Annotated in this window: 10 protein-coding genes and 1 pseudogene; 5 read left to right on the plus strand and 6 right to left on the minus strand. The window is 67.6% G+C overall.

Going from position 1 to position 13270, the window contains the following annotated elements:
* Positions 1-131: 131 nt before the first annotated feature.
* Positions 132-1853 carry a glutamate--tRNA ligase gene (locus Q0925_RS03245; RefSeq protein WP_299331871.1) on the minus strand — a complete coding sequence of 574 codons (1722 nt, stop codon included), beginning with the start codon at positions 1851-1853 and terminating at the stop codon, positions 132-134.
* Between the two features lie 183 nt (positions 1854-2036).
* Between Q0925_RS03245 and Q0925_RS03250 the strand changes: the two genes are divergently transcribed.
* A complete protein-coding gene (locus Q0925_RS03250) occupies positions 2037-2759 on the plus strand; it encodes a fumarylacetoacetate hydrolase family protein (RefSeq protein WP_299331872.1) in 723 nt (240 codons plus the stop codon).
* On the opposite strand, the gene Q0925_RS03255 is transcribed toward Q0925_RS03250, so the two are convergent.
* On the minus strand, positions 2756-3712 hold the full coding sequence (locus tag Q0925_RS03255) for a D-2-hydroxyacid dehydrogenase (protein WP_299331873.1): 957 nt from the start codon (positions 3710-3712) through the stop codon (positions 2756-2758). The two genes, Q0925_RS03250 and Q0925_RS03255, sit on opposite strands and share 4 nt — an antisense overlap.
* 109 nt (positions 3713-3821) lie before the next feature.
* Between Q0925_RS03255 and Q0925_RS03260 the strand changes: the two genes are divergently transcribed.
* Positions 3822-5195 carry an NAD(P)/FAD-dependent oxidoreductase gene (locus Q0925_RS03260; protein ID WP_299331875.1) on the plus strand — a complete coding sequence of 458 codons (1374 nt, stop codon included), beginning with the start codon at positions 3822-3824 and terminating at the stop codon, positions 5193-5195.
* Positions 5196-5674: 479 nt separating this feature from the next.
* Here Q0925_RS03260 and Q0925_RS03265 read toward each other — a convergent pair whose 3' ends face one another.
* Positions 5675-6580, minus strand: coding sequence for an acyltransferase (locus tag Q0925_RS03265; RefSeq protein WP_299331877.1), 906 nt, complete (start codon positions 6578-6580; stop codon positions 5675-5677).
* Positions 6581-6893: 313 nt separating this feature from the next.
* On the opposite strand from Q0925_RS03265, the gene Q0925_RS03270 reads away from it, so the two are divergent.
* The gene (locus tag Q0925_RS03270; protein WP_299331879.1) at positions 6894-7406 is read left to right on the plus strand and encodes a DUF3592 domain-containing protein; all 513 of its coding nucleotides are present in this window, start codon (positions 6894-6896) and stop codon (positions 7404-7406) included.
* 45 nt (positions 7407-7451) lie between these two features.
* Here Q0925_RS03270 and Q0925_RS03275 read toward each other — a convergent pair whose 3' ends face one another.
* Together Q0925_RS03275 and Q0925_RS03280 are read right to left on the minus strand one after the other, a co-directional pair.
* Positions 7452-7682 carry a hypothetical protein gene (locus Q0925_RS03275; RefSeq protein ID WP_299331881.1) on the minus strand — a complete coding sequence of 77 codons (231 nt, stop codon included), beginning with the start codon at positions 7680-7682 and terminating at the stop codon, positions 7452-7454.
* A gap of 49 nt (positions 7683-7731) precedes the next feature.
* Positions 7732-9108: a cytochrome P450 gene (locus tag Q0925_RS03280; RefSeq protein ID WP_299331883.1), complete on the minus strand. Its 1377-nt coding sequence runs from the start codon at positions 9106-9108 to the stop codon at positions 7732-7734.
* 109 nt (positions 9109-9217) lie between these two features.
* Between Q0925_RS03280 and Q0925_RS03285 the strand changes: the two genes are divergently transcribed.
* Positions 9218-11059, plus strand: a complete 1842-nt coding sequence (locus Q0925_RS03285) for a formate/nitrite transporter family protein (RefSeq protein ID WP_299331885.1) — start codon at positions 9218-9220, stop codon at positions 11057-11059.
* 57 nt (positions 11060-11116) lie between these two features.
* Complete coding sequence (locus tag Q0925_RS03290) at positions 11117-12220, plus strand: hypothetical protein (RefSeq protein ID WP_299331886.1); 1104 nt, start codon at positions 11117-11119, stop codon at positions 12218-12220.
* A gap of 3 nt (positions 12221-12223) precedes the next feature.
* On the opposite strand, the pseudogene Q0925_RS03295 reads toward Q0925_RS03290, so the two are convergent.
* Positions 12224-13229 (minus strand): annotated as a pseudogene (locus tag Q0925_RS03295) (sodium:calcium antiporter).
* Between the last annotated feature and the right edge of the window lie 41 nt (positions 13230-13270).

Consider the following 13270-nt stretch of genomic DNA (forward strand, 5'->3'; position numbering starts at 1 on the left):
GCAAGCGGGGCAGACGCGTTCGTGGCGGTCAGCAACGCCGAACCGTACGGCCGGTCGGAACCGCGCCGGTAACAGCATCGGACCCCGCTGAGGTGTATTCGGACACACCGTTCTCGGGCGGAGACTCGGCGTCAGCGATGGGCGAGGTACGCGACCGACGCCGTGTCGTCGGCACCGTGACTGTCGACGCGGGCGAAGCCGATCCGTTCGAACTGGACGAGTTCGTCTATCGCCGTCGATCCGAACCGGGGTTCGGCGACACCGGTCACATCGCCGTCCATCGTACGCAGGCGGACGGGGACGCCGCCCTCGGCCGGCACCCAGTGAACCACCGGGACGCCCTCCTCGCGAACGGCCGTGATGTCGTCACCGACGTACTCGAAGTCGCCGTCGACGTGGCGGACACAGCCAAAGCCTTTCAGCCAGACGCGGTCGCCGGCCGGCGGCACGTCGTCGGGTTCGACGAGGACACCACCCGGAACCGGAATCTCGCGACGGCCCCGGTCCTCGTGGTCGGGGTGGACGGGTGGATTGCCGGCGTCCGGACCACCCACGACCGCCTTCTCGACACCGTTCCGGACGAGAAAGTGTCGGTCTGCATCGTCGTCGATCAGATCGCGGTTGGTCGCGTAGACGGCGCTCATCGACAGGTCCACGTTGCTTGTCGAGGTGCCGAGTTCCACCATGGCGTCGACGATGGCTTCGCCACGGATTCCCCGTCGCCGGAGGCTGGCAAGGGTCGGTGCGCGTGGGTCGTCCCAGCCGTCAAGATCGCCGGCGTCGATCAGCTCCTTGATCGTCGACGTCGAGAGTTGCACGTCGTACGCGTCGACCTGTACGTGCCCCCAGTGGACAACTTCGGGGTACTCCCAGTCGAAGTAGTCGTAAACGAACCGCTGGCGCTTCGCCGAGTCCTGCAGGTCGATGCCGCGGATGATGTGCGTGACGCCGGTGAGGTGGTCGTCGACGCCGGACTGGAAATCGAGCATGGGCCAACACCGGTAGTCCGCGGCCTCGGGTCGGGGGTGGGGCCGGTCGATCATCCGGAAGGCGACCCAGTCCCGGAGCGCGGGGTTTTTGTGGGTGATGTCGGTCCGAACCCGAAGGGTCATCTCGCCGGCCGAGTAGCCGCCGTCGACCATCGCCTCGAACTCCTCGCGTGTGGTGGCGGTGTCCTTGTCCCGGTGGGGGCAGGCTTGGCCCGCGTTCTTCAGGTCCGAAAACTCCGCTTGCGGACAGGAGCAGGTGTAAGCCCCGCCGCGGTCGATCAGTTCGCGGGCGTGGTCGTAGTACGTCTCCAATCGGTCGCTCGCACACAACACCTCGTCGGGGTCGAACCCGAGGTAGTCGATGGCGTCAAGGATGGCGTCGTATGCGTCGAGGTCCGGGCGCTTGGTCTCGGGGTCGGTGTCGTCGAACCGGCAGAGAAAGCGGCCGTCGTACCGCTTCTTGTACGTCCCGATGACCGCGGGCATCCGGGCGTGGCCGAGGTGCCATGGACCGTTCGGGTTGGGAGCCGCACGCATCACCACCTCTGCGTGGTCGTCGACGTTCGGCAGGTCGGGCAGGGGGTGGTCGTCGCCCTCGTCGTCTGCCTCGAGTTCGGCCAACTGCTCGGGGGCCAGTTCCTCGAGTTTCGCCCGACGCTTGGCGGCCGGAAGGTCGTTTACCTCGGCGACGACACCGCCGACGACGCCCGGAATCTCGTCGGCGTGTTCCCGAAACTCGGGGTGTTCGCCCAGCAGCGGCCCCATGACCGCACCGACCTCGGCATCGCTGTCGTACTTCACGGCGTTCAACAGCGCGTGCGTCCGCGCCGCCCGCTCGACGCGGTTGCGTAATTCGGAGTCCATCGTCCCGTTCTATCGGCCCGCGAGTAAAAACTGGCGTGGGTTGAGGGCCGCCGGTAGAGGTACGGTGTGTGTTATCGTTTTACACGTAAAACCCTTCTGCAGAACCGGATCCCGCCGGCGACGGGCGCGGCGCCCCAACGGGAGATCCACAAGCGGTTTGACGGTCGGACGGGACGGAAGCGTATGAAACGCGCACGCATCGCGGTCGACGGTGAGGTTCACGCCGGGACGTACCGAGACGGTGTCGTCGAAACCGACGCGGGAACGTTCGCCGTCGGCGAGGACGGCCGCCTCGCGCCGCCCTGTGACCCCTCGGCGCTCTACTGTGTCGGCCGGAACTTCGCAGAAACGCTCGATCAGATGGAGTACGACGTGCCCGACCAGCCGGCCTTTTTCATCAAGCCACCCGCCTCGGTCGTTGCACACGACCGGCCGGTTCCATACCCCTCCTTCTCCGAGGAGGTGACCTACGCGGGCGAGTTGGCGGCCGTGATCGACGAGCGGTGCCACCGGCTCGACGCCGGGGAGGTGCCGGAGGTGATCCGAGGGTACACGATTATGAACGACCTCGACGCACTCGATCAGCCGGGCCGCACCGCCCGGAAAGCCTTCGACGCCTCCGGTCCGCTCGGCCCGTGGATCGAGACCGACCTCGATCCACACGGGATCGACATGCACACCGACGTGAGCGGGGAGCGACGGCAGGAGGCCAACACGGAACTCATGTTGTTCGACCCACACGAGATCGTCTCCTTTTTGTCCGAGCGGTTCACCTTCCAGCCGGGCGACGTAATCGCCTTCGGCAGTCCGGCGAACCCCGGCGTGGTCGAACCGGGCGACACCATCGAGATCACCTACGAGGGGGTCGGCACCCTGCGAAACGAGGTCGCACCGCCCGAGCGTTAACGAACCTGATTCTCCAGCCCCTCGGTGTCGCCGGTTTCGGCCATCCGCCGGAGGTTCCCCGCGAGGATGTCCGCGAGTCGGTCGTGGTATTTCGGCGTGTTGCCGGCGTTGTGTGGCGTGATCTGGACGTTCTCGAACGACCAGAGCGGGTGGTCGGCCGGGAGGGGTTCGGGGTCGGTTACGTCGAGCGTTGCCCCCCGAATGTCCGTCCTGCGAAGCGTCTCGACGAGGGCGTCGGTGTCGACGATCGGCCCCCGGGCGATGTTGACGAGGAGGGCGTCGGCCCGCATCGACGACAGCGCGTCGGCGTCGATCAGGCCCCGCGTCGTCTCGGTGAGCGGGCACGCGAGGATCACGTAGTCGGCGCGAGCGAGCGCCGAGTGCACCTCGTCGAAGCCGACCACCTCGTCGGTCGGGCCCCCTTTCTCGGGCGTGTACCGGACGCCGATCGTTTCGACGCCGAAGGGGCCGAGGCGGTCGACCAGCGAGGTGCCGATTGCACCGAGGCCGACGACCGCCGCGGTGCTCCCCCGGAGTTCGCCGACGGGGTACGCTTCCCAGTGGGCCCGCTCCTGTTGTGCCCGGGCGCGCCGAAACCGACGTTCGTGGGCGATCAGCGAGCCGATGACGTACTCTGAGACGTTCGAGCCGTGGACCCCGGCGGCGTTGGTGACGGCGACGCCCGCTGCCTCGAACGCCCCGATATCGAGATGACCGGTTCCGGCGTACGCACACGCGAAAAGGTCGAGATGCGCCGCGAGGTCCAGCCATTCCGGATCGAAGCGGATACCCGTCGCCACGCTGGCGCGTGAGAGCAGGTCCCGCTCCTCGGCCGGCGTGGTCGCGACCGCCACTCCGTGGTCGGGGAGGCGGTCGCGGAGCTTCGCACCGTACGACTCGGGGGACATCCCGTGGATCTTCTGTCGCAGAACGACGACATCGGTGTCGGTCATGCGAGGGGGTGTGACCGCCGGGGTGATAAGTCTACGAGGTCGGAACGCGCCGGCGAACACGGCGATCCGATCCGGTCGATTAATACCGCCGCCGGCAAGGATGTGTGGTATGGAACAGGTCGACGTCGCCGTCGTCGGCGGCGGCCCCGCCGGCTCCGCGGCGGCACACGCGGCAGCCGAAGCCGGCGCGTCCGCGCTCGTTCTCGAGAAGGGGGTCCCGCGCGAGGACCGGTCGGGACTTGGTCCCGACTCGACCGACGCCGCCGGCATCCTCGACTACTGGGTCGACATCATGGGTATCCACCCCGACGAGTTGCCCGACGACGTCCTGTTGTCGGAACTCGATCGGGCGGCGTTTGTCGGGCCGTCGGAGTCCTGTGTGCTCCGGTCGACCGGCATCGGGGCCTCATACGACGCTTTCGGTTACACCTTCCACCGCGCGCGCTTCGACGACTGGCTCCGCGACCGGGCCGAACGGGCCGGGGCCGACTACCGTGTCGGCGTCTCCGTCCGGGACGTGGAGACGACCCCCGGTGACGACCCACGTCACGTCGTGCGAATCGCCGGGGGCGACCCGGTCGGGGCCGAGTTCGTCGTTCTCGCCGACGGACCACAGCGCACCGTCACCAACCGAGTGTTGGATCGGCTTCTCCCCTACCCGGTTACCGACCGCCTCGACACGACGAGTGTGAACCATATCGCGTATCAGGAGCATCGTCGTCTCCCGCCGGCCGTCGCCGAGGACCTCCGCGGTGCCATCTCGTTCTGGTGGGGGTATATGCCGGGCCACACGGCATACCCGTGGATCTTTCCGAACGACGACGACGTGGCCCGGATCGGGCTGACGATGCCTATCGGTCTCGACCTGTCGTCGGTCGCGAACCAGGAGTCGTACGCGTTGCTCCGGCCCGACGATCGGACGGTTCCGAGCGGGAGCGAGTATCTCCGCCGGTTGCTCGAACACGAGTACGGCGACGAGTACGACGTACCCGGCGACTTTCCGCTGGTGGAGAGCCGCGGCAAGTCGGAGGGAACCGAAACCTACCCCATCTCCTCGACACGGCCGATCGACTCGCCGGTCGGGGCCGGGGTGGCCGTCGTCGGCGGCGCGATGGGAACCACCTCGGCGTTTCACGAGGGCGGCGACCACGTCGCGGTCCGAACCGGAGCCATCGCCGGCGGGTTGGCCGGCAGGGGCGACCTCTCGGGGTACAACGGTGCGTGGAAGGCCGCGATCGGAGACGAGATCCGCCGTAACGTGACCATGGCCGACATGGTCCGGGAGTACGACCCGGACGACTGGGACCGGGTCTTCCGAACGGCCCGGAGGATGGTCGCCGACGAGTCGGGCGGCGGGCTGTTCGACCGGCGCTTTGCCGCCGGCTGGGACGCGACGAAGCTGTTCGCCCGGTATAAGTGGCACAAACGCCGTCTCCGGAAAGGCGGGTACGTCTCGATCGCCGCGAGCGACTACGTCTACTGACCAGGGGTTAAATCGCTGGGGCGCATATCCACAGTTGCGTGCCATCAGTCCCCGCCCGAGCACGCCTACGAGGGCGCGATGACGCGCGGCGAACCCGGGCACGTGACACGGGTGATTCGTGATTCCACGAATCGCCGGCAAGGCCGTCCGAGCGACGGCCCGTGACGCCGTCCCACGCACCCGACGGCCGCCCGGCACGAGGGTTAGCCGGCTGACTCGGCACGCCGCCAGGGATGAGGTCGGACGTTAGTGTTCCGGGCGCACATTTCAACACACCGCACCGCTCAGCCGTCACGACGGACAACGGAAACTAGGGTCGTAGGGGTCTCGGCGAGGTGCGAGAACACACCACCGAAGACGGGGCGTGGGTTCGGCACGGCGGTCCGGGACCTGAGCCGGGTTCACATGTCAGGCGTCCGTGCTTGGCGGCCCGTAACCCCGCCTTCCGCGGGGTCGGGCTTCTTACTGGAACGGGTGCGCTAGCCTGAAACGTTTTCGGGTGGCGATAGCTCCCGTTCGAACTCGTCGAACTCGTCGAACGATTCGGGGAACTCCATCGGGAGTCGTCGAGTCTCGCGGTTGTCCGGAAGCGGGCCTAGGTCGTCGGCGACCGACTCCCAGCCCGGTTTGATTTTGACGCTTTTCGCCGGCGATCCGGCCGCGATGTGGTGGGCCGGGACATCACCCAGCGTTTTCGCCCCCGCGCCGACCATAGCGTTTCGTCCGACTCGGCAACCGGCACTGATCATCGCTCCGTGCCCGAGTCGAACGTCGTCCTCTAAGATCGTCTCGTAGGCCGTCACGTCCGTCTGGTCGACGGTGTCGTGAGCGTGGGTGTGAATGTGACTCCGGTCCGCGATGGAAACGCGGTCACCGATCGAGAGCGTCCCGCGGTCGTCGAGAAGCACGTCGTTGTGGACGACGACGTTGTCCCCCATGACGATGTTGTGTCCACACTGGATCTTGATGCCGCCGAACAGACGGAGTCCGTCGTCGGCGTCGGCAAACAGGTGATCGGCGAGGGTCTCCCGAAACGGGAGGGCAAAAGCGAGGTTGTTCGACAACGGCGACAGATCGAATCCGTTCCAAAGATACCGCAGACATTTCGTTTCCTGTAACGCCGACAGCTCCTGTTCGGCCCAGTGTTCGGTTTCGATGAGTGCGTTTCGTGGGTCGTAACTCCGGAGCCGGTGTCGAGTCATCGGCGGGACCGACTCACCGCTTCGATACCGCTTGTAGGCGTCCCAGTCGCCGAACAGGTCGGCGAGTAGCTCCGCGACGGTGGGAGCCAGTGGCTCCTCGGCGAGCCGGGTGTCGATCCGGTCGATCGTGTCGTCGATCGCCGCCTGTGCCTCCGCCGGGACCTCGACGTGGCGTTTCGTCATCGTGCCTCCGGAACCGCCGCCGGGCGGTGGCACGATCCCACCGCCGAATCGAAGGTTAGTGAACGATTCAGGTGCGTTTCCCCGTTCATACAGACGTACACTGTACTATACGCTATTAAAGATGAATTTACGATCACTTCTTGCGGAACGGCTGTGAGGTGTCGAACGGCGGCCGGTCCGTCGAGGGGCGACACGACAGGGGGGTTGGCTCGGTCGGTAGCCCGGCGTCGCACCGCCGACGGGTCGGCGACCACGCCGGAAGGAGCGGAGCGACGCGTCAGCTTATTGATCTATCGGCCCCGTATTGGACCCGATGGTATCGATCAGTGCCCTACTCGGATCGGTCGTCTGGACGGGCATCGGGGCCGTCGTCGCGTGGAACGGATGGACGTCGTATCGAGGACAGGCGGACCGCGTCGAGAACGCGACCGAGGTGCCGGCGGAGATCACCGACGTCGGCGTCTCGGCGCAACGGCAGGCCATCGACGACGACGAGGGCGGTACGGGCGCGACCAGAACGGAGTACGTCCCGACGGTGACGTTCGAGTACACGGTCGACGGGGAGCAGTACACCTCGTCGAACGTCGGACCACCCTCGGACGGCCTGGACGGGACGCATCGATACCCCGGCAAAGCGGGGGCCCGCGACCACTTCGACTACGAGGTCGGCGACGCGGTGACCGCACACGTCGATCCGGCGCGGCCCGACGAGGGCTTCCTCGACCCGGAGACGGACGCCGCTCGAAACCTCGCGTTCGTCGCCGCCGGGGGCGTGATGGTTCTGCTCGGAGCCGCGTTCGCCGCTGCGTCGGTGGTCGTCCTCTGAGGCCGGCGGGGACCGATCGCGTACGGCGTGATCGGCGGAGCGAACTCACGCCCCACTGGCGACCGCTTGCTGGAGGACCTGCCCAACGTAGCCGATGGCGGGCACGGCGAAGACGAACGCGTGGACCCACGCGTCGTAGGTGATACCGGACGGCTTCGTCACGAGAAAGAGGCCGTAGACGGCGATCATGACGGCAATCCAGAGGACGGTGATGACGAGAAACGGGACGGCGTTGCGGACGGCGTCGGCGACGGACGCTCGCGGGCTGGTGGCCATACGCCCTCGTTCGGCGGGCCGAGATTAAATGTGGGTGCCGACGAGGGTCTCACCGCTCGACGACGCGGAACTCCGTCTCCGGGGCCATGCGCGCGGTCATGCCGGCGATCATCGGCGTGTCGTCGGCGTCGTCGCCGGGCCAAGCGAGGTGGTACTCGCGGCCGATGGCCGCAAGCGCCAGTTTCGCCTCCATCAGCGCGAACTGGCGGCCGATACAGCGGCGGGGGCCGCCACCGAAGGGCGCGTACGCGAAGTCGGGGATGCGCTGGCGGAGGTCGCCGTCCCACCGCCCCGGGCGGAACGTCTCGGGGTCGTCGTAGAACCGCGGGTCGCGGTGGACCTGATCGACCGTGAGCCACGTCGGCGACCCCTCGGGGACCCGGTGGCCGTCGACGGTCACGTCGGTCGTCGTCTCGCGGGGGATGGTGTACACCGGTGGGTAGAGGCGAAGCGCCTCGGTGACGATCCGTTCGGTCACGGCGAGGGCGTCAAGATCGTCGATCCCCACCGAATCGAGGGCGTCGACCTCGCCGTGGAAGCGGTCCCGCACGTCGGGGTGGGTCGCCAGCTCGTAGAACGCGAAGGCGATGGCGGTCGAGGTGGTGTCGTGGCCCGCGAAGATCATCGTCACCACCTGGTCGCGGATGCGGTCGTCGCTCAGGGCGTCGCTCTCGACGCCGGCCTCGCGGAGGCCGACGAGCAGGGAGAGGAGGTCGTCGGCCGCGGTCGGGTCGGCCGGCGGGTCGCTGGCCTTCTCGTCGAGCAGTTCCGTAGCGACCCGCTGGAGCCGTCGCTTGCCACGTTTGAATCGCCAGCGCGCGGGCGTCGGGACCCACTGGGGAAGCGGGTACGACGTGGGGGCGAACCAGTGTTGGAGCCGGTCGGCCGCCGTCCGGACCTCCTCGTCGCCGTCGACCTCGAGTTCGCGACCGAACAGGGTCGCAAAGAGCACGTCGAGGCTCAACTGGCTCGTCTCGTGGGTGAGGTCGATCCGGGTGCCCGGCTCCCAGCGGCGACTCCGGCGGCGGATCACCTCGACCATGCCGTCGGCGTAGTCGGCGAGGCTGTCGCGGGTGAACAGCGGTTGGAGGGTCTCCCGCTGTCGCCGCCACGTCTCCCCCTCGACGGCGACGAGGCCACCCTCGAACGCGATGCGGAAGTCGTCCGATTTACGGAAGTTCTCGCGGTCGTTCAACAGGACGCGTTCGAAGTGGTCCGGGTGGCCCAGATGGTAGACGTCGCCGGGGCCGAGGAGTTTGATCCGGACGAAATCGCGGTCGGCCATCGCTCGGTCGCGGAAGCCGAACACGTCGCGCATCGATCCGACGGTGTGGAGGAGGGGGTGCCCGACGGTGTCGGGGTACGGCGGGAGCGGCGGGGCGGTGTCCGTCGTCGTCGCTCGCCCGGCGGTCGTCTCGTCCGACATACGTGCCCCATACCGACTCGGACGCTTATAATCCCGGGAGGCGGCGTCCCGTCGCCCGAATGGGCCGGAACCTCAAACTCTTAGTGGCTCCGGTGGGTCGCACCGGCCAATGACCGAGGGCGACCAACCCGACCCGGAGGAGACGGTGCGCGAGGCGGTCGAAAGCTCCCGGAGCGGCGCACCGGCGGTCGGCGAGGTCGTCCGCGACCGGTTCTCGACGGACGAGGTGTTTCAGCGCATCGTCGCCGCCGCCGACGAGGAGATTACCGCCGGCCCCCGAGAACTGTTTTTCTCCGGGTTGGCAGCCGGGTTCGCGATCACCATCACGTTCCTGCTGTACGCGTCGCTGACGTCGGCGACCGACGGCCACCCGATCCTCGGGGCGATGCTGTACCCACTCGGGTTCATCTACATCATCATCGGCGGCTACCAACTGTACACGGAGAACACGCTCCCGCCGGTGGCGCTGACGCTCGAACGCCTCGTGAGCGTCCCGGCGCTGTTACGCAACTGGATCGTCGTCCTCCTCGGGAACTTCGCGGGCGGGACCGTCGGGGCCGCCGCGCTGGCGTGGGGTGGGATCTTCTCGGCCGAGACGGCAGCGACGGCGGTCGACCTCGGCCGAAAGGGCGTCGAGACCGCACCCGGGACGCTGTTCGCCAAGGCGGCGTTCGCCGGCCTGATCGTCGCCGGTGTCGTCTGGGTCGAGTACGCCGCCCGCGACACCATCTCCCGGATCGTCGTGGTGTATCTCGCCTTCCTCTCCGTGCCCCTCGGGAACTTGTTCCACATCGTCGTCTCGTACACCGAGATGGTGTATCTCGTGTTCGTCGACGACCTCTCGGTGGTCGTCGGCCTGACCGAGTTCGCCATCCCCGTGTTGCTCGGCAACACCGTCGGGGGGGTCGTGTTGGTGACGGTCGTCAACTACTTCCAGACGACGGAACACCGCCTCGAATCCGCACGGTTCGAGGGTGCGAAACGACAGCTTTCGTCCCGGGAGTGGCTGTTCGGCAGCCTCGCCGGCCGATCGTACGTCCCCCTCGTCAACACGGGCGACCGGACGGCGGACGAGAACGGCCCGTACCGGATCGTCGTCCCCATCTCGAACCCCCGGACAGAGACGCGGCTGATCGAACTCGCCTGTCTCATCGCCGGCGAACGCGAGAAGGCCGTCGTCCACCCCGTCCACGTCGTTCAGGTCCCGGGTCGGCGGGCAGGCGGGTACGGCTCCGGCCAGCACAGGCGCATCATCGACGAGTCCGACAGCAAACTCGGGGACATCCGGGCGCGCATCGAGGGCCACGGCGTCGAGTCCGAAACCTCGACCATCGTCTCGCACCGCTCGTTCGAGGAGATATTCGACGTCGCCGAGCGCGAAAACGCCGACCTCCTGATGATCGGCTGGGACGACGACCGGTCGTGGACCGCGGGGCGGGGCGGGCGGTCGCTGACCGATCTGGGCGGCGAACCGCCGTGTGACTTCCTCGCGCTCCGGGATCGGGACCTCGATACGTCCCGGTTGCTCCTCCCGACGATCGACTCGCCGGACTGTGGGCTCGGGGCCGAAGTCGCGCGGGCATTGACCACGACGACCGACGCGGAGAGTACGCTCCTCCACGTCGTCGACGGCCCGGACGACCGAACGGCCGGCGAGGAGTTCCTGAAGCGGTGGGCGACGGACTACGGCCTCGACGACGCCGAACTGGTCGTCGACGACTCCGGGGACGTCGAATCGTCCATCGCGAGGGGGGCGACCGACCACTCGCTGGTCGTCATCGGCGCGGTCGAGCGGGGGCTGTTCACCCGTCTGGTGGCCGACTCGCTCCGCCTCGACGTGGTCGACGAACTCGACTGCTCGGTGCTGCTCACCGAGCGGCCGGGACACCGGAGCCTCCGTGAACGGCTGTTCGGGCGGCGGACGGAGCCCCGGGAGCCGACCGACCGGTAGCCGGCCGCCGCTCGCGTCGAACGTTTATAACGATCGGTCGAGACGGTGGGATCGAAAATGGAGTACAACGCCACGTCGCTCTGGGTGAGTCGGGTCGTCGAGTGGGCGCGCGAGTACGTCGGCCACCCGCTCGTCGCCGGGCTAGGCACGATGGGGTGGATCCCGGTCGTCGCGACGGTCGTCGCGGTCGATCCCGCGGAGGCGTCGACGGCGTTTCTGGTCGGACAGGCGCTCGCCTGTCTGATGGTGGTGAGCGCGCCGTTCGACGTGTGGTACTACGACGAGCGGCTACTCCCCAAGTTCTTCGACGACATCGAGCGGATCACCGCCGAGTCGGACCGGTCGGCGCTCGACGCACTCGCGACACGGTACGACACCTACTACTCGCGGTACTGGTGGGTGAGCACGCTCGTGTGGGTCGTCCTCGTCCTCCTCGTGTTCGTCGTCGGGCAAGGCTACTTCCGGTCACAGGGGATCACGACCACGGTCGAGCGCGGGGCGTATCTCGCCTTCTTCTGTTACTGGCTCCTGTTCGCGGGTCTCCGGGCCCACGGGGGCTTGCTCACCGTCCTCGTGATCCGGGCGTTTTCCGAGCGGATCTCCCTCGACATCGACCCGCTCCACCCGGACGGGCTCGGCGGCCTCAGCACCGTCGGCACGTTCGCCATCCGGATGACGCTCATCATCTCGCTCGGCTCGCTCGCGCTCCCGCTTTCGTTCCAGATCGCCTCCCATATCGCGTACGCCGAGATCGTCTACGCCGGGGTCGCCCTGTTCGTCCTCCTGGTCGCGCTCAATTTCCTTTATCCAACGTACAAAGTGAACCGGCAGGCACAGGAGCTCCACGAGCGAATGCTCGACACCCAGCGCGAGCGGATCCGGCGACTCGAAGACAGGCTCGCGCTCCTCCATCAGGGAGCCGAAAGCGAGACGCTCCCAGTGACGGACCTGCCCGACCAAGGCCTGCCGGACGACCCGCTCGCGAAGACGGACGACGAACTGCTGGAACTGGAGATACGTCGCGCACGCCGCGAGTTCGAGGATTACCAGAACGTCCAGCTCTACCCCCTCTCGATCGGCATCGTCACCCGGCTCATCAGTTCGATCCTGCTCCCGATCTTTTTCATCGTGTTCGAACTGTTCATCACCGGGTCGCTGTGACGATCAGAGCCCGCGGACGAGGTCGAGACGGCCGACGGTTTCGAGGGCCATCCAGCCCAGAAAGAGGGCGTACAACCCGAGGAGGGCGTACGCCTCGGCGACCGAGAGTTCGAGTCGGTGCGGGTGAAGACGATGAACACGAGCGTCGCGGCGGCGAGAAACCCCATCATCGGGACGGCGACGAGGAAGTCGATGGTGGCCGACCCCGCGAGCAGGACGCCGACAGGGATGGCGACGAGGAGGTTGAACGTGTTGCTCCCGAGGACGTTCGTGAGGCTGGTCACGTCCTCGTCGTCGCGGGCGGCGCGGACGCTGACGAGGGCGTCGGGGAGGCTGGTCGCGGCGGCGATGACGGTCACGCCCCAGAGGAAGGCAGGGGTACCGAAGTACGCGCCAAGCCAAGCGCGGCGCTGACGATGCCTTCGACGCCGACGGAGATGAGCCCGAGCGCGAGGGCGAGGGTCGCCCACTCCCGACGGACGTCGATGTCACCCGGCGGCGGGGAGACGTAGTCGCGGGTGTCCTGATACTGGAGGAAGACGTAGATGCCGTAGGTGAGCAGGGGGACGAGCACGAGCGCCGGCGTGAGGATCGCCGCCTCGTTGGTGCCGCCGGGGACGTACGTCGCGCCGAGCGCGAACGTGATGAAGAGGACGAGGACGCTGATGATGTAGAACTGCGCGTCCTTGTGGACCACGTCGCGGGTGGCTCCGAGCTCCTCGCTCACGAGCGCCGACACGGCGGGAATCACGAGCAGATTGAAGATCGCACTCCCGACGATCGCACCGACGCCGAGCGAGAACTCACCGTGGAGGAGCGTGCTGATGACGACGGAACTGAGTTCCGGGAAGCTCGAGCCGATGGCGACGACGACGGCTCCGTGGACCGCCGCAGGCAGGCCGTACCGTCGGCTGAGTCGGCCGGCTGAGCGTTCGAGTCGGGTGCTCCCCGCCCAAATAACCGCCGTCGAAACGACCGCGAGTCCGAGCAACGCGAGAGAACCGAGCACGACGGAGGCGTCTCGGGCCGACGACAAAGGCGTGTCCCCAC

Source organism: Haloplanus sp., assembly GCF_028275055.1.
Lineage (GTDB): Archaea > Halobacteriota > Halobacteria > Halobacteriales > Haloferacaceae > Haloplanus.